Consider the following 22,024-nt stretch of genomic DNA (forward strand, 5'->3'; position numbering starts at 1 on the left):
ATCGCGCAGTATCTGATCAGGCCCGCCAATCTGCACGACACCACGGTGAGTTACGAGCTCAACCGCCGATGGCCCGACTTCGACGGGCCAAAAATCGTGGGCGACAAGGGGTACTGCTGCGTGGGCTACATCTACCCGCCCAAAGTCAACTCCCGATACGACACCGGATGGCGGCCAGACCGCCATCCGAAATTACGAAAACGCATTGAAACGGTGTTCTCGCAACTTGTTGCTGAGGGGATTCGGTCTGTTCAGACCAAAACGCTGGCCTCATTGCGGTTGCGCGTCGTCCTGGCCGTCATTGCCCACAATCTCACCAAGCCCTAAACGGGGTAATCAGCTTAATTTTATTTTGAGAAATTTTAGTCTCTCTGGAGATATCCAAGACCGAAACAGATCTTTCAGACACTCTAGCTAGGATTGTTTCTCTGATGGCATCTTCAGTAACAGAGCCTTCACTCAGCTTCCTTGGACTAGGGTCAACTAAATCCACCGCATAATCCATAATACTGAATAATAAATTCATTTGATCTACAGACTCTCCAAGGTCAAACCACTCACCCAGCTTGCGCGCCCCACTGAACTGCTCGTGAACATAGTTTTCAGCGTATCTCGGGTATGGAGCAAGTCTGTAGTGAATTATCTCCAGTCTCTCTCCCGTCTTCCTCTCCAAATAATTACGCCGTTTATTTACATCTTTGGTATAACCAACCTTGATGTTCCCAGAACGATTAGCTTTCTGTATGGCATATAAATACATCAGCTTTGACTCCTCGTTTACAGCACTTCAAACAACCCCGCCGCGCCCATGCCGCCGCCCACGCACATGGTCACCACCACATGCTTCGCACCCCGGCGTTTGCCTTCCAGCAGAATGTGGCCGGTCAGGCGTGCGCCGCTCATGCCGTAGGGGTGGCCAATAGAGATGCTGCCGCCGTTGACGTTGTACTTCTCCGGATCAATGCCCAGTTGGTCCCGGCAGTACAGCGCCTGCACGGCGAACGCCTCGTTCAGCTCCCACAGATCAATGTCGTCCACGGTGAGGCCGTGGCGTTTCAGGAGCCTCGGCACGGCGTAAATCGGGCCAATGCCCATCTCGTCGGGTTCGCATCCGGCCACAGCAAAGCCCTTGAACAGCCCGAGCGGTTGCAGGCCGCGCTCGCGGGCCATATCCGCGTCCATGACCACCACCGCCGCCGCGCCGTCCGACAGTTGCGAGGCGTTGCCCGCCGTGATCACGCCGCCCTCAATGACGGGCTTGAGTTTCTGGAGGCCCTCCAGCGTGGTTTCCGGGCGGTTGCCCTCGTCCAGCTTGCGCGTCACTTCCTGCTCGGAGATTTCGCCCGTCGCCTTGTCCTGCACCTTCATCGTGGCGGTCATGGGGACGATTTCGTGGTCAAACTTCCCGGCTTCCTGCGCCGCCGCCGTGCGCTGCTGGCTGGTCAATGCGTACTCGTCCTGCGCCTCACGCGAGATGCCGTAGCGCTGGGACACGACTTCCGCCGTTTGCAGCATGGGCATGTAGATGGCGGGCTTGTGCTCCATCAGCCACTCGCCGCGCAGATGGAAGGTGTTGGCGTGTTCGTTCTGGGTCAGCGAAATGCTTTCCAGACCGCCCGCCACGAAGATCTCGCCCTGTCCGGCCATGACGTGGTTGGCCGCCAGCGCAATGGTGTTCAGGCCGCTGGAGCAGAAGCGGTTGACGGTCACACCCGCCACGCTGACCGGAAATCCGGCACGCAGGGCGATCTGGCGGGCAATGTTGCTGCCCGTCGCGCCTTCGGGGTTGCCCGCGCCCATGATCACGTCCTCAATCTCGGCGGGGTCAATTCCGGCCCGCTGAACGGCGTGCGTGACGGCGTGTGCGCCCAGATCAGAACCGTGCGTGTCGTTGAGGAAGCCCCGGTAGGCTTTGCCGATGGGTGTGCGGGCGGTGGAAACGATGACTGCTTCGGGCATGTGTGTGACTCCTATAGAAGGTTGTGGGACTTAGGTTATTAGTCGTGGGGGAAAATCAGAAACTAGGGTTCAGAGACGCGGGTTTAAGAAAAACAATTTCTTCAGACCCGTCTAACTCGCCTTTCAAGCCAGGGCTAAGCTCCGTGACTGAACGGATTTTGGGGGCAGTGATTGGAACGCCCTCCAAGGCAACGGCGATACTTTCGCTAACCAGCTTGAGCAGCTCCTCACGGTCAGGCGCAGTGACGATGCAATGCAATTCAGGAACGAGGGCGTTCCAATTCCGTTTACCGCTATTGATGATGGTTAAGTGCATTCACGCCCCCCCGACTCAGACGATAACTACTGCAAATATTTATCGACACCAAAGTTTACAAAGACATGTTAAACATCTATCGTTCGCAGCTCCCTAATCTGGTCTATAGACTCCATCCAATAGAAACCGTTGGTTACTTCTACCAGTTCTCCTCCTTGGCCATAGACCATTTTTATGGTGGACGAGCCTTTCGCTCGAATGATTGCCTGTGATCCATCAGTGTAGATGGCGAGTTTATGCTCAATTTCAGATTGAGCCAGAAGCTCAGAAATATCTTTAAGCGATTGAAGACTTGCCCAACCAAACCAGCCTAAGTTCACTTGTCGAAACCACTGTACTTTAGGTTCCACCTGATGGGGAATTTTTACAATTTCAAGGACCGTTTTGTCTTCATCACTGAAGTAGAAAATGACTCCATCCAGAGAAGCGATGATCTCACCAGCTTCGATTTCCAGATTCTGTGCATAACTGCCTAGCATTTTTCGAATTTCAGTCAACCCAGTTTGAATCCTGAATAAACCAAACTTTGCGTTCCGCATAGCCGATAAAAATTGTAGCTGTGCTTCAGAAGACTGCATGACAAGTCCTTGAGCCTCAGCTTCTCCCCTTCGCCTTATCCCAGCCCCCAAACGTCCCACCCTCATCGGCCAGCTTCTGAAGCAGGGGCGCGGGCGTCTGGCCGTACTGTTTCAAGTCGGCCACCACGCTTGCCAGGCCCTGCTCATCGGCGTACTGCATGGGGCCGCCCCGGTAGGCGGGAAAGCCGTAGCCGTAGATGTAGATCACGTCAATGTCGCCCGCCCGCTGGGCAATGCCTTCCTCCAGAATCTTCGCGCCCTCGTTGACCAGGCTGTAGGTCAGGCGTTTGGTGGCCTCGTCCTGGCTGATCTCGCGCGGCGTGATGCCCTTCTCCTGGCGGTAATCGGCAATCAGTTGGGTCATCTCGGCGTTGGGTTTGGGCTTGCGGTCCTCGCCGTAGTCGTAGACGCCCGCAGCGGTTTTCTGACCCTTGCGGCCCGTCTCCACGATCCGGTCAATCCAGCCGTCCGGCTTGGGCTGCCCGGCCACCTTCGCCTGATGCTGGCGGATGGCGTAGCCGATGTCCAGGCCCGCCATATCGCCCATCTGGAACGGCCCCATCGGCAGGCCCAGCGCGTTCATGGCGGCGTCCACGTCCTGCGGGTTCGCACCTTCCTCCACCAGTTTGCGGCCCTCGTCGCCGTAGCGGTGAACCATGCGGTTGCCCACGAAGCCGTCGCAGACGCCTACCACCACGCCCACTTTCTTGATCTTCTTCGCCAGCGCCATGCTTGTCGCTAGCACCGAATCTGAGGTCTTGTCAGCCCGCACGATTTCCAGCAGCTTCATCACGTTGGCCGGGCTGAAGAAGTGCAGCCCGATCACGCTTTCCGGGCGCTTGGTGACGCTGGCAATCTCGTTCACGTCCAGCGTGGAGGTGTTGCTGGCGAGAATCGCGCCCTGTTTTGCAATGCCGTCCAGTTTGGTGAAGATTTCCTTCTTCACGTTCATGTTCTCAAAGACCGCTTCAATGATGATGTCGGCGTCTTTCAGATCACCCATGTCCAGCGTGGGCGTCAGCATGGACATGCGTTTTTCCACGTCCTCCATGCTGATGCGGCCCTTTTTGGCGGTGTTCTCGTAGTTCTTGCGGATCACGCCCAGGCCACGGTCCAGCGCGTCCTGCTGGGTCTCTACGATGGTTACGGGAATTCCAGCGTTCAGGAAATTCATGGCGATGCCGCCGCCCATCGTCCCCGCGCCGATGATCCCGGCTGCCCTGATCTCGGTGGTGGGCGTGGATTTGTCAATACCGGGAATCTTGCCCGCCTCGCGCTCGGCGAAGAAGATGTGGCGCAATCCGCGCGACTGCGGGCTGTTCATGGCCTCCATAAATTTGCCGGATTCGGCGTCCCAGCCTTCCTGGAAGGGTTTATTCGCGGCCATTTCCGCCAGATCAACAATCAGCGAGGGCGAGAGCTGGCCCCGGTGCGATTTCTTGATGGCGTCGCGGGCGTCGGCGAAGACTTCGGGGGTGCCGCCTTCTACGCCCTTCTCGCTAATGCGCGGCAGCGGGCGGGCGTCGGCGTGGCTGCGGGCAAAGGCCACCGCTCCGGCCAGCAGATCGCCGTCCACAATCTCATCGATCAGGCCCAGCTTCTGCGCCTCGCCCGCCTTGATCGGGTTGCCGGACAGCATCATTTCCAGGGCTTTCTGTGCGCCCACCACGCGGGGCAGGCGTTGCGTGCCGCCCGCGCCCGGCAGCACGCCCAGCTTGACTTCGGGGAGGCCCACCTGCGCCTCTTTGACGGCCACGCGGTACGAGCAACCCATCGCCAGTTCCAGACCGCCGCCCAGCGCCGTGCCGTGAATGGCGGCGACGGTGGGCTTGCCAAAGGCGTCCAGCTTCTCAATGGTGCCGCGCAAGTCGGGGGCTTCCTCGCGCGGGCGGCCAAAGGTCTTGATGTCGGCCCCGGCCACGAAGGTGCGCCCGCCGCCGATGATCACCACGGCCTTCACGCCATCGTCTGCCGCCGCAACGTCCAGCCCGGCTTTCAGACCTTCCGGGACGCCGGGTGAGAAGGCGTTAACGGGCGGATTGTTGATAGTCAGAATTAAAATCTCACCGTCACGGGACTGTTGAACCATTTCTGCTTGCGCGCTGGTCATGTTTGGAGCCTCCTTGAGTTGTGCCTGGTCTTAAATTGTGCGCGGTGCTGAGGCGTCCATGCTTCCATGCCGCCCGCCTGCGGTCAAATACGTCAACGTTCAGAGTTGACGTGCGCGTTCACTCTGCTGGGGACAGGGCGAGGACGGCAACAAAAAAAGCACGTCCGAGACGTGCCTTTGGTTCAAGACCAGAAGAGGGCGAAAACTACTTCAGGGCCTTGATCACGGCGGCGGTCAGGTCCGTGGTGCTGGTGTTGGCATAGATGACCAGGCGGTTCTGGGCGGCCACGCGCTGGTCCATGACCACGCTGTAGCCGTTGGCCCTGGCGACCTGGGCCACCGCCGCGTTGACCTTGGCGGCCAGCGGCTGGAAGGCTGTGGCAATGCGCCCACCGTAGCCGCTCTGGGCGGTGTTGTATGCCTGCTGGGCGTCCAGCAGCGCCTTGCGGTCCGCCGCGCTGCCGGTGGCCCCGGCCCTGGCCGCCAGATCGTCGATCTTGCCTCGCTTGGTCTTCAGGTCCGCGTCCACACGGGCCGTGAGGTCCAGGTACGCCTTGCTGGCGGGTAGCGCCCTGACGGCGGCCTGCACGTCGACCAGGCCGAGTCGGTTCTTGGCCGACTGGGCCTGCGGCACCGTGGCCAGCAGCGCCAGCGGAAAAAGAATCAGGAATCTATTCATGGAACCAACCTCCGACTTGCAAGCTTGCCTCAGGGGGCATGAAAAAGCCCCGCGCTGGGGCATGCGGGGCATCCTCCCAGCCTGAGCGGCAGAATCAGGGCTTCAGGGCCTTGACGGCGGCGGCGGTGACGTCGGTGCTGGGATCGGCGTAGATCACCAGACCGCTCTTGGCGGCCACGTCGCGGTCCATGACCACCGCGTAACCGTTGGACTTGGCAATCGCGCCCACGGCGGTGTCCACAGCCTTCTCGACCGCCGTGATCTTGGGATCGATCTGCTTGTCGTAGTCGGCGGCCTTGGCCTGGATGGTCTTGACCAGGGTGTCGCGCTGCTGCTTGTCGGCGGCGGTGGCGCTGGCCCCCTTGGCGTCGATGGCCTTGACCTGCTTGTCCAGCGGAGTGATCTCGGCGTCGGCCTTGGTCTGAATGGCCTTGATGTCCTTGTCGTTGGGATGGGCCGCCAGCAGGGTGGCCACATTCACGAAACCAATTTTCTGGGCGGGGGTCTGGGCGTGCGGGGCAAGGGTGCCCAGTCCGAAAGCGGCGACGATGGCGACAGGGGCCAAAGCTCTGGCAGTAATCTTCATGGAACGAAAACTAGCACGCTGTTTCCTGAGCGGAATGAAGTCCTTCACAGCCGCTTCACATGCGCTGTCAGGCCGCCGTCAGCCACCGGACGGGTCAGGGGAGGCCCCGGCTCCGGCCCCCACCAGCCGCAGCAACTCCACATACACCTTGGCCGTCGCGGTGGCGTCCTCCAGCGCGTGGTGGGCGGTGTACTCGATGCCAAAATGCTCGGCCAGTTGCGCCAGCGGCGTGCCCACCCCGTGGGGCAGCACTCCGGCGTGGATCAGGAACTGGGCGGTCAGCTTGGTGTCCACATAACTGCTCCGGAACACCTTGCGGAGATCGGGCAGCAGTGGGCGCAGAAAGCGCAGATCAAAGCCAAAGTTATGCCCGCCCAGCATCACGCGGCCTGGCCCGGCGGCGTACTCGCGCAGGGCAGTGGCCACCTCCTCCGGCGGCTGTGCGGCGCGGTCATGTTCCAGCAGATCAATACCCGTCACTTTCAACGCACCCGGCTCCACGCAGTATTCAGGGTGCCTGACCAGTAGATGAATGGGCCGCGAAATCTGGCCTTCCTCGCCCAGCGTCACGGCCCCCACCGTCAGCAGCGGGTGACGGGCCGGGTCACGGCCCCCGGTTTCCACGTCCAGAAAGATGATCGGCTGACGCAGGGTGATGGACATGGGAGAAGCCTAGCGCCCCATCTGTAGGCGGCGGCGGATCAGCGGGTGCGGGTCTGTTCGCAGACGGCTCAGCACTTCGGGCAGCAAATCAGGCCGGGCCGACAGGGCGAGGCGCACGCTGTACTCGGCGTCGGCAGACAGTTGCGCGATCAGTTCGGCGCTCAGGTCCGGATGTTGCGCCACCGCCGCGCGCAGTTGCCATTCACCCCGCCCGGCCAACTGCCTGAGCCGCTCCTGGCTCAGGCGAGCGCGGCCTGCCACCGCCCAGCGGGCCTGCGGTTCGGGGTGGCGCATCGCCAGGTCCTGCACCCACTCCGGGGCCGCGTCCACCGCCGCCAGCCGGGAGACGGCCAGCCCAGGCCACGTTCTGATCTGCTGCCCGTGTGCCAGCCGCAGCAGCGGCAACGCGGGATTGTCCAGCACCGCTTCCGGATAACGCGCGGCCAGCTCGCCCAGCACCGTGACCGGTGTATTGGGGTGGCGGGCCACGGCCTCCAGAACTCTGGGCGACGCGGCGCTGTGGGCCAGCCGGGTCAATTCGGCGGCGGTGGCATTTGGCGCGGGCAGATCGGTGTTGGGCGGCGTCAGCAGGGCGGGACCGGGCATCACCCGTATTCTGCCGCCCACGCACCGCCGGGAACAGCGCCGCAGACACCATCGCACGCCGCCGTCTTTCCTAACCGGGGGTCCATCTTCTGTGACTCGGCGGCTCCTATACTTCGGGGGCCAAAGGCAATTCAGGGAGGCATTCAAGCATGCAGCAAACGGACCACCTACCCGTTTCCAACGACGCCCATCTCCGTTCCACGGTGGGGCCGACCCGTCTGGCCACTGGGCCAAGTGTAGACATTCAAATCGACGGTGCCGCGTTCACGGCCTTCACGGGCGAACCCCTGGTGGACGCCATCAACCGCGCGCAGATCACGCTGGCCCAGGTCTGCTACCACCCGCAACTGGGGCCGATCCAGACCTGCGACACCTGCTCGGTGGAGATCGACGGACAGCTCGGACGGGCCTGCGGCACAAGGGTAGCAGCGGGCATGGTGGTGCGGACGCAGACGGTCGCGGCGCGCGCAGCCCAGCGGGACGCCTATGACCGGATCGTGGCGAACCATGACCTGTACTGCACGGTCTGCGACAACAACAACGGCAACTGCACCGTGCACAACACGCTGGGCGTGCTGGGCATCGACCACCAGACCCGGCCCTTCCAGCCCAAGGGCTACGCCAAGGACGAGACCAACCCCTTTTACCGCTATGACCCGGACCAGTGCATCCTGTGCGGGCGCTGCGTGGAAGCCTGCCAGAACGTGCAGGTCAACGAGACGCTGAGCATCGACTGGGAGGCCGAGCAGCCGCGCGTGCTGTGGGACGGCGGCAAGCCGATTGGCGAATCGAGCTGCGTGAGCTGCGGTCACTGCGTCACGGTCTGCCCGTGCAACGCCCTCCAGGAAAAGTCCATGCTGGGGCAGGCGGGCCTGTTCACCGGCATTCCGCTGCCGGTGTGGGACGCCGCCATCGACGTGGTCAAGGGCGTGGAGATCAGCGCGGGCCTGAAACCGATCATGAACGTCTCGGACATCGAGTCGGCGGCGCGCGACCGCTACATCAAGAAAACCAAGACGGTCTGTACGTACTGCGGTGTGGGCTGTTCCTTCGACGTCTGGACCGACGAGCGGCACATCCTGAAAGTCGAGCCGGGGCTGGGCCACGCCAACGGCATCAGCACCTGCGTGAAGGGCAAATTTGGCTGGGACTACGTGAATTCCGGCGACCGCCTGACCACGCCCCTGATCCGCGAGGGCGAGGCCTGGCGCGAGGCGACCTGGGACGAGGCGCTGGACTTCGTGGCACGCCGCTTCACCGAGATCCGGGCCAAGCACGGCCCGGACGCGCTGGCCTTTGTGGCGAGCAGCAAGGCCAGCAACGAGGAAGCGTTCCTGGTACAGAAGTTCGCCCGGCAGGTCATCGGCACCAACAACGTGGACAACTGCTCGCGCTACTGCCAGTCGCCGGCATCCAAGGGCCTGGGGCTGACCGTGGGGATCGGCGGTGACAGCGGCACCATCAGGGACATCGAGAATGCCAGCCTGATCATCACGGTGGGCAGCAACACCGCCGAGAGCCACCCGGTTCTCGCCACCCGCGTCAAGCGCGCGCAGAAGCTCGGGCGCACCAAAGTGGTCGTGTTCGACATCCGCGAACATGAACTCGCCACGCGCGCCGATCAATTCCTGCGGCCCAAACCCGGCACGGACTTCGTGTGGCTGGGCGCGATCAGCAAGTTCATCCTCGACAACGGCCTGGAGGATAAAGCCTTCCTGGCAGAGCGCGTGAACGGCCTGGATGAGTTCCGCGAGTCGATCAGGGACTTCACGCTGGAGTACGCCGAGAGGGAAACCGGCCTGAGCGCTGAGGCGTTGGAGGCCCTGGCCCGTCAGATCGCCGCCGAGGAGCGCGTGTGCGTGCTGTGGGCGATGGGCGTCACGCAGCAGTGCGGCGGCACCGATACCAGCGCCGCGATCTCCAACCTGCTGCTGATCACCGGGAACTACGGCAGGCTGGGGACCGGCGCGTACCCGTTGCGTGGGCATAACAACGTGCAGGGCGCGTCCGACATGGGGGCCATGCCCGATCAGGTCAGCGGCTACCAGCCCGTGACCGACGAGCTGACCGTGCAGCGCCATGAGCGCGAGTGGGGCATGACCCTGCGCGCCCAGCGCGGGCTGGACAACACGCAGATGCTCGACGCCGCCATCCACGGGCAACTCAAGGCCATGTGGATTACGGGCGAGGAGATGAGCCTCACCGACGCAAACGCCAACCATCTTCAAGTGGGTTTCGAGGCGCTGGAATTTTTAGTGGTGCAGGACCTGTACTTCACGAACACGGCGCGTTACGCGGACGTGGTCTTTCCAGCCGCCGCGTCGCTGGAAAAGGAGGGCACCTTCACGAATACCGAGCGCCGCATCCAGCGCCTGTACGAGGTCATGCCGCCCCTCGAGGGGACCAAGCCCGACTGGCAGATCTACATGGGCGTGGCCGACCGCATGGGACACCGCTGGGGCTACACCCACCCGTCCGAGATCATGGCCGAGATCGCGCGCCTGACGCCGTTCTTCGCGGGCGTGACGTATGAGCGCCTGGAAGGCTATAAGACGCTGTGCTGGCCGGTCGCCGAGGACGGAACCGATCAGCCGCTGCTGTACACCGAGCGCTTTCATTTCCCGGACGGCAAGGCCCGCCTGTACGCCGGGGAGTACCGTCCCCGCCAGGAGGCCCCGGACGCCGAGTTCGACCTACACCTGAACTCCGGGCGCATGCTCGAACACTTCCACGAGGGCAACATGACCTTCCGGGTGGAGGGCATCGCCCTGAGCGCGCCCGACACCTTTGTGGAGGTCAGCCGTGAACTGGCCGCCGAGCGGCAGATCCAGAGCGGGCAGTGGGTGCGGCTGATCAGCGCGCACGGCGCGGTCCGGCTTCAGGCCCTGGTGACTGGGCGGGTCAGCGGCAACGAGCTGTACGTGCCCATGAACGCCCGCAAAGCCGAGGACGCCGTGAACCACCTGACGGGTTCCGGGGGCGACTCGATCACCAACACGCCCGCCTACAAAGACACCAGCGTCCGCATGGAAATCCTCGGCGAGGTGGGTGAGAACCCGCTGCCCGCCCGGAACTTCCGCTGGGGGCACCCCACGCCCCAGACGGGTGTGGAGGTCGAGCGCAAGTGGTCGCGGCCCGATTACGTCTACCCGGGCGGCGCTCTGCCGATGCTGGGCGATAGCCTCAATGCCCGGACCGACGCCCTGGGCGCGGACGACTGATGTTTGCCACCACCTGATGTTTGACACCACCTGATGTTTCTCACCACAAGGAGTTGCCATGGCCAGAGCGCTTGATTTCACGCCCCGCGAACCGACGCCGCAAGAACGCCTGCACTCGGGCGTCGAGGACTCGACCGCCGCGCTCGAGGAGGGGCTGTACCTGCTGCGGCAGCTCCACGAGCACGGTGTGCTGGACGTGCTGGGCAAGACCGTGCGCGGCGGCGAGGGACTGGTCGCGTCGCTGCTGCACATCAGCGGCGGAGAAAGCGGCACCACCCTGCTGCGCAATGCTACCGAGCTGGGCAAGACGCTGGCAGCCCTCGACCCGCGTGAGGTCAGCATCCTGGGCAGCGCCGTGACGACCGGCGTGAACGAGGGAGCGCGCCACGTCGCCGCCGGGAAGGGCATCGGCCTGGGCGAGCTGCTGGGCCTGCTGAGAGACCGGGACGTGCAGGTGGCGCTGGGGGCGCTGATGGCGGTCCTCAAGGGCGCGGGCCGCGCGCTGCGCGAGGCGAGCGGCGAGACCGAGAAGACCGCCAATCAGGCCGAGGTAGGCCGCTGAACGATCCAGCGGACGGGCAGGTGGATGCAGCGGGCGTCGTCCACCTGCCCGCCTGGCTGTACCGGGATGAAGGGTGGGCGCACCGTGACGACGCCGTCGCGGTCGAGGAACCGCTGGAGTTGCGCCTGCACACCCCTGGGCGCGAGCTGCCGCTGGGCGTGCTGATGCGGACTCCTGGCCACGACCGGGAGCTGCTGCTGGGGTGGCTGGTTTCCGAAGGCTTATGGCCGCAGCACTTCACGCTTGACGCCGATCCAGAGAACGCCAACGTCTGGCACCTGCACACCCCCGAGCACGCGCGGCTGGCGGCGGGGGCCAGGCTGGCCGTGTCGTCAAGCGCCTGCGGGGTGTGCGGGTCGGGGAGCGTCGAGCAGCTCCTGAGCCGCGCCTCTGCCACGCTGTGGACGGCTGGACTGGCCCGCGCCGCCCTACTGGCCGGTCTGCCGGAGCGGCTCCGGGAAACCCAGGCTGGCTTTGGCAAAACCGGCGGGATGCACGGCGCGGCGCTGTTCACCTCGGCGGGTACGTTCGTCTGTGCCCACGAGGATATCGGTCGGCACAACGCCGTGGACAAGGTGGTCGGCTCCCAGATTGCCAGCCTGCCCCTGGTGGACCACGTGCTGGTCGTCAGCAGCCGGGCGGGTTTCGAGATCGTGCAGAAAGCCGTGACCGCCGGGATCGGGGTGGTTGTGGCCGTGGGGGCAGCCACCAGTCTCGCGGTGGATACGGCAGCCGCCTTCAGGGTCACGCTGTGCGGCTTTACCAGGGAAGGGCGGCTGACGGTGTATGCGGGAGCAGACCGGGTGGCGGGACCTTCCGGCTGAACTGCACGGGCTGCTCAAGACCTTCCGTCGGGGACGCGGCGGGTGGTCGTCTCTGGACCACGGCCCGGCAGCCAGCAGGGCATTTGTAGCCGTTTCCACTTCATGAAGAGGGAATCGCTGGCGCGTTTGACACAGCCGCCCGATCACCCGCTAGTATCGCTTCACATCACATAAAAGAGGGCAGGAGATTCTATGGGATTTTTGGACCGTGAACATTCCGTCGCCGGGCCGGGCTGGAGCCGCTGGCTCGTGCCACCAGCGGCGCTGGCTGTTCACCTGAGCATCGGGCAGATCTATGCCTATTCGGTTTTTAACAAACCTCTCTCACGGCTGATCAGCGGCGACGTCAAGGCCGAGGCGGGCGCGCCCGGCGACTGGTCCCTGTTTCAGGTGGGCCTGATCTTCAGCGTGGCGCTGTTCTTCCTGGGGGCGAGTTCGGCGCTGTTCGGCAAGTGGGTCGAGCGCGAGGGACCGCGCAAAACCATGTTTGCCAGCGCCCTGCTGTTCTGCGGCGGCTTCCTTGTCGCGGCCCTGGGCGTCAGACTGCATCTGCTGTGGCTGGTGCTGCTGGGTAACGGCGTGATCGGCGGGATCGGTCTGGGGCTGGGCTACATCAGCCCCGTCAGCACCCTGATCAAGTGGTTCCCGGACCGCCCCGGACTCGCCACCGGGATGGCCATCATGGGCTTCGGCGGCGGCGCATTGATCGGCAGCCCGCTGGGAACGGCGCTGATGTCGCGCTTTATCGGTGACGGCACGCTGGGCGTCGGCTCGACCTTCCTGATCATGGGCGCGGTGTACTTTCTGTTCATGGTCTTCGGCGCGTTCATGGTCCGTGTCCCTGCCGAGGGCTGGGTGCCGGCGGGGTATGTCCCAAAGGTCAATGCGGCGGGCGGCATGATCTCCAACCACAACGTGCTGGTGGACCAGGCCTTCCGCACCCCGCAGTTCTGGCTGCTGTTCGCCGTGCTGTTTCTGAACGTGACCGCTGGGATCGGCGTCCTCGGGCAGGCCAGCGTCATGATCCAGGAGATGTTCAGTGACAAGGTCCTGGGGGCAGGCAACGGCGTGACCGCCGCCGCCGCCGCCGGGTTCGTGGGACTGCTCAGCATCTTTAACATGGCGGGCCGCTTCTTCTGGTCGTCGACCAGCGACCGGCTCGGGCGCAAGCCCACCTACATGATCTTCTTCGCGCTGGGTGCGGTGCTGTACTTCCTGATTCCGCAGTTCGGGAACATGGCCAGCCTGGTGCTGTTCGTGGCGGGCTTCTGCGTCATCCTGAGCATGTACGGCGGCGGCTTTGCCACCGTTCCGGCTTACCTGCGCGACCTGTTCGGCACCGCGAACGTGGGCGCTATCCACGGGCGGCTGCTGCTCGCCTGGAGCGCGGCAGCCATCGTCGGCCCCACCCTGGTGAACGGCTTTCGCGACAGCCAGATCAAGGCCGGGGTGCCCGCCGCGCAGGCCTACTCGACGGTCATGTACATCATGGCGGGCCTGCTGATCGTCGGCTTTCTCGCCAACCTGCTGATCCGTCCGGTGGCCAGCCGCTACTGGGCCAGCGCGCCGGCTGGTCAGGGTTCACCTGCCGGTCAATCCGCTGCCGATGACTAAGCACCCCAGGAGACTGACATGACCCACCGAACACAGGCCGAACAGACCTCTCCCCTGACGTATCTTGCGTGGCTGGTTCCCGGCATTCCCCTGGTGTGGGGCGTGTGGCAGACCCTCATTAAGGTGGCGCAGCTCTTTCAGGGATAGCAGGTCCAGCTCCGTCAGTTGCAAAAATGATGACCTTAAGGCGGGATGCGTGGAGTGTTCAGGAACTAACCGCAAGCCGCAATGACAGCCCCCGCTTGAGAGCAATGGCTCTGAAACCATCCAAGGCCATTGCTGCTTGCTAAAAACGCTCCGCTCTGTTCCTCATGGCGTGAGAATTCCATTCAGAAATGCCCTGACCACCTTCAGGATCTCGTCTTCCGCCGCCGCATGGGTCACGGTGGGCAGGCCGTCGCCCTTCTGAGGCCCGTAGCGCCCGAAAAAGCTGTGAACCGCGCCGGGAATCACGGTCAACTGGGCGCTGGCGGGCAGGCGGTTCAGACCGCCCCGCACATCGGCAGGATTGGCCACCTTGTCCTGCTGGGCCAGCAGCGACAGCACGGGCAGGGTGGTGTCCCTCAGGCTGACGTTGCCTGCCGGGTACGCACCCATGAGGATCATGCCGTTCAATTGATCGGTGTGGCCCCGGGCGTACTGCGCCGCCATCGCCCCACCCAGCGAATGGCCCGCGATAATCACCGATTTGCCCAGGCCAAATTTCTTGATCAGCGCGTCGGCGCGGTTGATGCCCGTCACGGCCAGATCCAGGTGAAAGACGGGGATGACGGTCTGCACGCCGTCTGCGGCCAGAGCGCGGCCCAGCCACTCGTAGGCCTGCGGGCGAACGAGACCGCCGGGATAGTAAACGAGCAGCGTCTTCGCCTCTCCGCCGGGCTTGATGTCGATGAACGCGCCGCCCTCGTTCTCCAGCGTAGATGTCACGCCCACCGCTTGTCCCGCTGGCGGCACCGCGTCCTGTCCCACCACCAGCGGAGGCCGCGCAATAAAACCCTGGGCCAGTGCGATCAGATACCCCAGGACCAGCGCCAGGATCAGGCCCAGCCAGAAGCGCACACGTGGCGGCAGGGCAAGTCGGGTGCGGTTGCGCGAGGTCAGGCGGGTCATGGAAGGCAGGATAGAGGGTGATCCTGATCCCCGCTCCTGACCGGATGGCCAGCCGCTAAGCTCTCGGTCATGCCCGCATCTCCTCAAGCTCCACCTTTCTGGCACGCATTCTGGCGCGGCTTCCGGATCATGGGTCCGCTGTGGCTGGGGATGCTGCCGTTCGCGGTGGCCTACGCGGTCACGGCGCGGGCCTCGGGCCTGAGCGTATGGGAAACCCAGATGATGAGCCTGACCGTCTTCGCGGGAGCCTCGCAGTTCGCGGCGGCGGGCCTGTTCGCGGGGTACGGCGCGGCGGGCGGGGCCTCGGCGCTGGGCATCGTGGCCACCACCTTCTTGCTCAATGCCCGGCACCTGCTGTACGGCCTGAGCCTGTCGCGGCAGGTGGCCCTGAGTCACCCGCAACGCCTGATCGCCGCGCAATTCCTAACCGACGAGTCATATGGCATGGTCACGGTCAGGGGGACGCAGGAGCCGGGCGGCCCCAGCTTCGGCTACGTGCTGGGCGCAGAACTCAGCCTGTACACGGTCTGGAACGCCTCCACGCTGCTGGGCGCGGTGGGCGGCGCGGTGCTGCCCTCGCCGGAAGCGCTGGGCGTGGGCGTGATCTTTCCGCTGGCCTTCCTGGGCCTGCTGGTGCCGATGCTGCGGGGCCGCATGACCATGCTGGTGGCGCTGCTGTCGGGGCTGGGCGCGTGGGGCCTGTCGCGCCTGTTGCCCGGCGGCCTGGTGATCCTGCTGGCGGGCATCGGCGGCGCGTTGCTTGGCGCGTGGCTGACGAGCAAGAAGACCGCCGTTCGGGAGGCGGGCGCATGACCATCGCCGCCGTGATCGTGCTGATGTGGGCCGTGACCTATCCGGCCCGCTGGCTGGGCCTGAATCTGGGCCGGGTCAAGTTGCCGCCGTTCTGGCTGGCCTTCCTGAACTTCGTGCCGGTCAGCGTGATCGCCGCTCTCATTGTTCCCGAGGTGCTGGGCAGCCCGGAATGGCTGCGCCGCCTGCTTGCCAGCGTGGTGGGCGGCCTGACCGTGTGGCGAAGTGGAAACCTGGCACTGGGCATTCTGGGCGGCTTTGCGGCCTACTGGGTGGTGCGGACGCTGGGGGGATAGGGAGCTGGGGAATGGTCTGACCGCTGAAAGGTCTGGAGGTCAGACTGCCGGAGCAGGAGCGGGCTTTTGTCTTTTGCGGTGAAACGGTTTGACTGTTCGCCTTTTCGGGCACTGGTCAAAAGAGCTATCCACTGTTGACCGACCGGGCGGGCAAGCGTCCACCTCGCGAGGAGGAGCGGCCTCATGGGTGTCTGACCATGACGACCGTCTGTTCTGCCCAGGACAGGGAGCAGATTTGACTGAGCCTTGGGGAGCATGGAGGCTTTCAGTTGTCCTCTTTTCTGATGCTGTCATTCGGGCAGTTGCCCTAGACATTCCTTCTCTCTCACCACACGCGCCACACCCCACATCCCACACGCGGCCCGCGCTATGCTGGGCAACGAATGACGGGGCAGGCAAGCGAGGTGGGGGCGACCACCAGAATGACCACCATCGACGGCAAGTACGGCGTGCTGCGGGAGCTGTCTCACCACGGCAACGTGACGCTGTCCGAGGTGCGGGCCGCCGAGGGCGTGACCCGGCAGGTGGCGTGGTTCGAGATTTCCACCCCGGCGGACCGGCAGGCGTTCCACGCGTACCGCTCGGTGCTGCGCGCCCTGAATCCGGCGGGCCTGACCGATATCGTGGCGCGGCCCGGCGCGTATTACGCGGTGTGGCAAACCGTGGGCGGCATCCCGCTGGAGGGCATGCTGGCGCAGCCCAAGAAGCGCCAGGAGACGTTGGACAACATCCGCACCCTGGCCGCCCGGCTGGCCGAACACGGTTACGCCCTCATGGACGCCGACATTGTGATAGAGGGCGACGAGCCGCGCGTGGCCTACCTGCGCGCCCTGCAACTGCCGCGCACTCCCGAGGACATCGCCGCGCGCAACGTGGCGGTACTGTCGGCCCTCAAGGACGGCAAGGTCAGGCGCAAACGGCAGCCCGGCGCGTGGCTGGCCTTCATTCCGGGGTTGCTGTTTCTGGGCGGCGCGGGGTATCTGGGCGCGCAGGCCGCGCAGATCTACCTGAATCCTCCGGTGCGCGAGGTGGCGGGCGTGGGCGGTCAGGAGGCGCGGGCCGCCGCCAGAAAACTGACCGAGGCGGGCTTCCGGGTGGCCTACACCGAGGGACAGGTGGGCAACCAGGGCGTCGGCACGATTATCCGGCAGGACCCGGCAGCGGGCACCAACCTGCCGATAGGCCGTCTGGTCACGCTGACGGTCAACAACCCGCCGTCCATCGAGGTTCCCAAGCTGGAGGAACAGAACCTGGAGCAGGCAAAGAATATCCTCAAGGACCGCTCGATGGTGCTGGGCAAGGTGCTGAAGGTGGACGGCACCCTGACCAACACCCCGGAAGGCCGCATCGTCTCGCAGTTGCCCGAAGCCGGTTCGCCCGCCCAGCGCGGCCAGCCCATTCAGGTGATGGTCAGCACCGGCATCAGCGGCAAGGTGACATTTCTGCCCAATCTGACCGGCCTGACAGTCGAGCAGGCACGCGATTACGCCCGCGCCGCCGGGCTGGTGATCACCAGGGTCAGCGAGCAGCCCAGCGATAAGCCCCCCGGCAGCGTGCTGGAACAGACCCCCGCCCAGTTCGTGCAGGTCGATGTCGGCAGTCCGGTAACCCTGAGCGTGGCAGTGGCCCGCTACAGCGCCCCCAGCCGCGAGGCGGGCAGCCTGCCCCTGCCGCCGCCGCCCCCGGTGCCCACACCGCCTCCCGAACCCGAGGTGCCCAGCGGGCCGCTGCCGCTGCCGCAGGATCCCTCGCCCCTGCCGCTGCCCCTGCCACAGGAGCAGATTCCAGCCCCGCAGGAGCCGCCGGACACCACCGTCCCCACACGCGTCCCCACACCGGACGAGGTTCCGGCCACGCCGCCCGGCACCGCGCCGGACACCACTTCACCGGACACCAATTCAGCAGCCGCCCCAGACACCACCGCGCCGCCCTCCCGCACCGTCAGCTTTCAGTACACCTTCCCCGCCGATCTTCCGGCAGGCACTTATAATGTGGTGGTCAGCGACGCCAGCGGCGAACGCCAGATCCTGCAACCCACCGACGCCTCGCAACTGGCCGGGCGCAACGCCAACAGCTCGCAGCCGCTTCAGGTCACCGGGGAAGCGGTCTTCATCGTGCGGCGCGACGGCGCGGACTACGATACCGTCGACCCCAATTGACGCGCGGCCAGCATGATTTATCTGGCCCTATGATTTACCTGGCCATATGATTTATCTGGACTATGCCGCTACCCATCCCATGACTGCCGGGGCGCTGGCGGCCTACGCGCGGGCGGCGGCGCTGCCCGGCAACCCTGCCAGCATCCACGCGGCGGGGCAGGCGGCGCGCGAGGTGCTCGAAGAGGGCCGCGCCCGGGTCGCCGCCGCCTTTGGCGTGGACGCCCGTACCCTGATCGCGGGCAGCGGGGGCACCGAGGGCGACAACGCCGTGCTGCTGGGCGTGGCGCGGGCCTGGCAGGAGGGGCGCGGCAGGCCCGGCCACCTGATCACCACGCCCACCGAACACTCCGCCGTGCTGGCCCCGGCCCGCTGGCTGGAGGCGCGTGGCTGGGAGGTAACGTGGCTAAGACCTGATCCATTCGGACGCTACTGGCCGCAGGAGCTGGAGGCCGCCCTGCGCCCGGACACCGCGCTGGTGTCCATCCATCACGCCAACAACGAGCTGGGCACCGTGCAGGACACGCCCGCGCTGGCCGCCGTTGCCGCCGCGCGGGGCGTGCCCTACCACAGCGACGCGGTGCAGGCCCCCGGCATACTGCCCGTGAATCTGCTCCAGTGGGGCGTGACCTACGCCACCTTCAGTGCCCACAAGTGGGGCGGCCCGCGCGGAGTGGGCTTCGTGTACGTGCGGCGCGGCGCGGAACTGCCCCCCGTGACCTTCGGCGGCGGGCAGGAGGGCGGCACCCGCCCCGGCACCCAGGACACGGCAGGGGTTTACGCCGCAGGCGTGGCCCTGAGCGCGGCGGAGGCCGAGCGCGGCGAGACGTTCGCCTGGCTCTCTCAACTGCGCGAACGCTTTGTGGCCGCCGTCTCTGATATTCCGGGTCTGCGAATCAACCACCCGCCGGACGCCAGCCCCAAGGTGGCCTCGGTGACGCTGCCGGGGGCGGACGGCGAGGCGCTGCTGATGAATCTGGATCTGCTGGGGGTGGCCGCCAGCGCCGGAAGCGCGTGCAGCGCGGGAACCATGCAGCCCAGCCACGTGCTGACGGCCACCGGCCTGAGCGAGGCGGACGCCCGCGCCAGCCTGCGCTTCAGCTTCGGGCGGGCCACCACCGAGGCGGAGATCGATGGAGCTGCCCAGGCCCTCCGACAGGCGGCTGAATGGAGCCGCCCCTGAAAGTGCCGGACCCTCAGACCGCCGAGGGGCTGCTGCTGGACGCCGCCACCCTGAACCCCGGCGCATGGGTAGATCATTCGCGCCACGTCGCCCTGGCCGCACGGCACATCGCCGCAGCTCACCCCCACCTCGATCCCGCGCGGGCCTACACGCTGGGGCTGCTGCACGACATCGGGCGGCGAACGGGGCCAAACCGCGACCGCCACCTGCTGGACGGATACGATTTTTTGACGGCCCTGGACCACACCGACGCCCGCATCGCCCTGACGCACGCCTTTGTGATTCTCGACATGGACACCTTGCAGGGCGATTGGGACGGTACACCGCAGGAATGGCAGCGCCTGGAGGGTCTGGTGAACAGCGCCCAGCAGACCGACGAGGACCGCCTGATCCAACTGTGCGACATGCTGGGACTGGCAGACGGTTTTTGCACCGTCGAGGAGCGGCTGATGGACATTGCCCTGCGTTACACCTTCAATGCCCGCACCCCCGACAAATGGCGCGCGAAGCTGGCCCTGAAAGCCGAGTTTGACCGCGAATGCGGCGGCAACGTTTACCGGCTGCTGCCGGGATTGGTTGAACGGCTGCTGGCCTAGCTTGGGGACCGATACAGCTCCTCGTACTCGGTTCTCTATACTCAGTCTAAATGACAGCAAAAACTAGGGCAGATGTGATCATCGTCGGGGCCGGATCGGGCGGCTGCGTGGCGGCGCGGCGGTTGCTGGACGCGGGACTGCGGGTGCTGCTGCTGGAGGCCGGAGGCCACGATACCCATCCGTTGATCCGCGCCCCGGCAGGGTTTCCGCGCCTGTTCCGCACGGCGGTGGACTGGAATTTTCAGACCGTGCCGCAGGCCCGCGCCGACGGACGGCGCTTCTACTGGCCGCGCGGCAAGGTGCTGGGCGGCTCCAGCGCCATCAACGCCAGCATCTACATTCGTGGCTCCAGGCGCGATTACGACGGCTGGGGCGAGGGCTGGACCTGGGGGGACGTACTGCCCACCTTCCGGGCGCTGGAGAACTTCCGGGGCGGCGCATCGGCAACGCGCGGCACGGGGGGCGAGTTGCCCGTCGGCGCACGGGCGGCCTCGCACGGCCTGAGCGAGGCGTTCGTGACGGCGGCGGCTGGCGCGCTGCACATCCCGGAGGCCACCAGCTTCAACGACGGCACGCTGGAGGGCGCGGGCCTGCTGGAAAGCAACCACCTGCGCGGCGAGCGCTACAGCGCCTTCCGGGCCTTTCTGAAACCGGTCCTGAAGCATCCCAGCCTGACGGTACTGACCGGCGCGCAGATGCTGGAACTGCTGTGGGACGGCCCGGCTGCCACAACACCACGGGCGGTGGGCGTGCGCTTTCGCTGGCAGGGGCGCACGCTGGACGCCCCGGCAGGCGGCGTGGTCCTGGCGGCGGGCGCGGTGCAGACCCCGCAGTTGCTGATGCTCTCGGGCATCGGGCCGCGCGCCGAACTGGACAGGCACAGCCTGACGGTGCGCCAGCACCTGCCCGGCGTGGGCGAGGGTTTGCAGGACCATCTGGCCGCCCCCGTCATCTTCCGCTCTCACACGCCGTCGCTGGAGGCCATGCCCGAGGCCCTGGCGCTGGCCCACTACCTGCGAAACCGCAGCGGCCCGCTGTCCAGCAACATCGCCGAGGCCGCAGCCTTTGCCCACGCGCGCCCCGGTCTGAACCGGCAGACGGACCATCCGGACCTGCAATACCACTTCGGACCGGCCTATTTCCGGGACCACGGCTTCACCCGGGAGCCGGGTCATCACTTCTCGGTGGGTCCGGTCCTGGTAGGCCCGCACAGCCGGGGGCGTGTCACGCTGGCCTCTGGCAATGTGGGAGACGCGCCGCTGATCGATCCGCAGTATCTGAGCGACGACCGCGACCTGCAAAGCCTGGTCGCCGGGGTCCGGCTGGCCCGCGAGATCGCCGACACCCCGCCGCTGCTGGCCCACCGTCAGGCCGAGGCGCTGCCCGGCGGCGGGATTCGCAGCGACGCGGCCATCGCCGCCCACATCCGGGCCGAATCTGCGACGCTGTATCACCCTGTGGGCACGGCGGCGCTGGGCGACGGGGATGACTCCGTGGTGGACCGCAAGCTGGCGGTGCAGGGCACGCAGGGGTTGTGGGTGGCCGACGCCAGCGTGATGCCGCGCATCATCCACGCCAACACCAACGCCACCGCCATGATGATCGGCGCGCGGGCGGCGGAATTTGCGGCGCGGGGGCTGTAGTGCTGCCAGGCGAAGTTACAGATGTGGACCTTCCGCCTTCATTCAGGATGACAGTTTGACGCCCCCGCTCGTGAATGATCCCCCGACCCTCCGTGCCCGTCTCCCCTACAATGAACGTGTGGTGAGCAATGGGCGCGGCTGGACCCTGGGCCTGGGCGCGGGCGTACTGCTGGTGGGCGCGCTGGCGCTGGGACCGGTGGTGCTGCCCCGTCCGCAGGTGCCGACGGTAACGCGCGTGGCGCTGGCCGCTCCGGGCGCGCCGGCCCTCCCGGGTGCCAGCGCCGAGCCGCCGACATATCCCACCACTGCCAGCATCCAGCCGCTGATTTCGGGGCGGGTCAATCTGAATACGGCCACCCAGGAACAGCTCGAGGCCCTGCCCAAAATCGGCCCGGCGATGGCAGCCAGGATCATCGCCGCGCGGCCCATCCGCTCACAGACCGATCTGGACGCCATCAAGGGTGTGGGCGAGGCGACGCTGAAAGTGCTGGTCCCTCTGGTCAGCTATTAAG

At 65.5% G+C, this 22,024-nt stretch carries 23 protein-coding genes; 13 read left to right on the forward strand and 10 right to left on the reverse strand.

Annotation, left to right across the window (positions count from 1 at the left end):
* Positions 1–327, forward strand: a 327-nt coding sequence (locus Q322_RS0101590; RefSeq protein ID WP_029475275.1) for a hypothetical protein, incomplete at its 5' end; no start/stop codon positions are given.
* Here the strand turns inward: Q322_RS0101590 and Q322_RS22110 are convergent.
* The 9 genes from Q322_RS22110 to Q322_RS22980 all read right to left on the reverse strand — a co-directional run bounded on the left by Q322_RS22110 (position 314) and on the right by Q322_RS22980 (position 7,497).
* Positions 314–760, reverse strand: a complete 447-nt coding sequence (locus Q322_RS22110) for a GIY-YIG nuclease family protein (RefSeq protein WP_084147713.1) — start codon at positions 758–760, stop codon at positions 314–316. The genes Q322_RS0101590 and Q322_RS22110 overlap by 14 nt on opposite strands.
* Before the next feature lie 17 nt (positions 761–777).
* Positions 778–1,959 (reverse strand): acetyl-CoA C-acyltransferase, encoded by a 1,182-nt coding sequence (locus tag Q322_RS0101595; protein WP_029475277.1) that lies wholly within the window; start codon positions 1,957–1,959, stop codon positions 778–780.
* A 55-nt stretch (positions 1,960–2,014) separates the two neighbouring features.
* Positions 2,015–2,275: a hypothetical protein gene (locus Q322_RS22970; RefSeq protein ID WP_156952821.1), complete on the reverse strand. Its 261-nt coding sequence runs from the start codon at positions 2,273–2,275 to the stop codon at positions 2,015–2,017.
* A 68-nt stretch (positions 2,276–2,343) separates the two neighbouring features.
* Positions 2,344–2,853 carry a hypothetical protein gene (locus Q322_RS22975; protein ID WP_156952822.1) on the reverse strand — a complete coding sequence of 170 codons (510 nt, stop codon included), beginning with the start codon at positions 2,851–2,853 and terminating at the stop codon, positions 2,344–2,346.
* Positions 2,854–2,869: 16 nt separating this feature from the next.
* A complete protein-coding gene (locus Q322_RS0101605) occupies positions 2,870–4,963 on the reverse strand; it encodes a 3-hydroxyacyl-CoA dehydrogenase NAD-binding domain-containing protein (RefSeq protein ID WP_029475279.1) in 2,094 nt (697 codons plus the stop codon).
* A gap of 205 nt (positions 4,964–5,168) precedes the next feature.
* Complete coding sequence (locus Q322_RS0101610) at positions 5,169–5,642, reverse strand: OmpH/Skp family outer membrane protein (RefSeq protein WP_029475280.1); 474 nt, start codon at positions 5,640–5,642, stop codon at positions 5,169–5,171.
* A 94-nt stretch (positions 5,643–5,736) separates the two neighbouring features.
* Positions 5,737–6,228, reverse strand: coding sequence for an OmpH/Skp family outer membrane protein (locus Q322_RS0101615; RefSeq protein WP_029475283.1), 492 nt, complete (start codon positions 6,226–6,228; stop codon positions 5,737–5,739).
* A 78-nt stretch (positions 6,229–6,306) separates the two neighbouring features.
* Positions 6,307–6,891: a 3'-5' exonuclease gene (locus tag Q322_RS0101620; protein WP_051667991.1), complete on the reverse strand. Its 585-nt coding sequence runs from the start codon at positions 6,889–6,891 to the stop codon at positions 6,307–6,309.
* A gap of 9 nt (positions 6,892–6,900) precedes the next feature.
* Complete coding sequence (locus Q322_RS22980) at positions 6,901–7,497, reverse strand: hypothetical protein (RefSeq protein WP_156952823.1); 597 nt, start codon at positions 7,495–7,497, stop codon at positions 6,901–6,903.
* 149 nt (positions 7,498–7,646) lie between these two features.
* Here Q322_RS22980 and fdhF point away from each other — a divergent pair, with 149 nt between their 5' ends.
* From fdhF to Q322_RS24740, 5 genes are all read left to right on the forward strand, one after another.
* Positions 7,647–10,718, forward strand: a complete 3,072-nt coding sequence (fdhF, locus tag Q322_RS0101630; RefSeq protein WP_029475289.1) for a formate dehydrogenase subunit alpha — start codon at positions 7,647–7,649, stop codon at positions 10,716–10,718.
* 58 nt (positions 10,719–10,776) lie between these two features.
* A complete protein-coding gene (locus Q322_RS0101635; protein WP_029475291.1) occupies positions 10,777–11,280 on the forward strand; it encodes a helical membrane plugin domain-containing protein in 504 nt (167 codons plus the stop codon).
* Between the two features lie 20 nt (positions 11,281–11,300).
* Positions 11,301–12,104, forward strand: coding sequence for a formate dehydrogenase accessory sulfurtransferase FdhD (locus Q322_RS0101640; RefSeq protein WP_029475293.1), 804 nt, complete (start codon positions 11,301–11,303; stop codon positions 12,102–12,104).
* Positions 12,105–12,296: 192 nt separating this feature from the next.
* Positions 12,297–13,718, forward strand: a complete 1,422-nt coding sequence (locus Q322_RS0101645) for an OFA family MFS transporter (protein WP_029475296.1) — start codon at positions 12,297–12,299, stop codon at positions 13,716–13,718.
* Positions 13,719–13,736: 18 nt separating this feature from the next.
* Positions 13,737–13,865, forward strand: a complete 129-nt coding sequence (locus Q322_RS24740; RefSeq protein WP_281173605.1) for an MFS transporter small subunit — start codon at positions 13,737–13,739, stop codon at positions 13,863–13,865.
* A gap of 162 nt (positions 13,866–14,027) precedes the next feature.
* Here the strand turns inward: Q322_RS24740 and Q322_RS0101655 are convergent, their stop codons facing one another.
* Positions 14,028–14,828 (reverse strand): alpha/beta hydrolase, encoded by an 801-nt coding sequence (locus Q322_RS0101655; protein WP_245593101.1) that lies wholly within the window; start codon positions 14,826–14,828, stop codon positions 14,028–14,030.
* Between the two features lie 69 nt (positions 14,829–14,897).
* Here Q322_RS0101655 and Q322_RS0101660 point away from each other — a divergent pair, with 69 nt between their 5' ends.
* The 7 genes from Q322_RS0101660 (at position 14,898) to Q322_RS0101690 (ending at position 22,023) form a co-directional block, all read left to right on the forward strand.
* Positions 14,898–15,641 (forward strand): AzlC family ABC transporter permease, encoded by a 744-nt coding sequence (locus Q322_RS0101660; protein ID WP_029475298.1) that lies wholly within the window; start codon positions 14,898–14,900, stop codon positions 15,639–15,641.
* A complete protein-coding gene (locus Q322_RS0101665; RefSeq protein WP_029475300.1) occupies positions 15,638–15,934 on the forward strand; it encodes an AzlD domain-containing protein in 297 nt (98 codons plus the stop codon). Before Q322_RS0101660 ends, Q322_RS0101665 begins: the two co-directional genes overlap by 4 nt.
* Positions 15,935–16,317: 383 nt before the next feature.
* Entirely contained in the window at positions 16,318–18,093 is a 1,776-nt protein-coding gene (locus Q322_RS0101670) for a PASTA domain-containing protein (RefSeq protein WP_029475302.1), read from the forward strand.
* Between the two features lie 46 nt (positions 18,094–18,139).
* Complete coding sequence (locus tag Q322_RS0101675; protein ID WP_029475304.1) at positions 18,140–19,273, forward strand: cysteine desulfurase family protein; 1,134 nt, start codon at positions 18,140–18,142, stop codon at positions 19,271–19,273.
* Complete coding sequence (locus Q322_RS0101680; protein WP_029475306.1) at positions 19,258–19,869, forward strand: HD domain-containing protein; 612 nt, start codon at positions 19,258–19,260, stop codon at positions 19,867–19,869. Before Q322_RS0101675 ends, Q322_RS0101680 begins: the two co-directional genes overlap by 16 nt.
* Before the next feature lie 50 nt (positions 19,870–19,919).
* On the forward strand, positions 19,920–21,512 hold the full coding sequence (locus Q322_RS0101685; RefSeq protein WP_029475308.1) for a GMC family oxidoreductase: 1,593 nt from the start codon (positions 19,920–19,922) through the stop codon (positions 21,510–21,512).
* Positions 21,513–21,633: 121 nt separating this feature from the next.
* On the forward strand, positions 21,634–22,023 hold the full coding sequence (locus Q322_RS0101690; RefSeq protein WP_342667649.1) for a ComEA family DNA-binding protein: 390 nt from the start codon (positions 21,634–21,636) through the stop codon (positions 22,021–22,023).
* Position 22,024: the final 1 nt, after the last annotated feature.

This window comes from Deinococcus frigens DSM 12807, from assembly GCF_000701425.1.
Classification (GTDB): domain Bacteria; phylum Deinococcota; class Deinococci; order Deinococcales; family Deinococcaceae; genus Deinococcus; species Deinococcus frigens.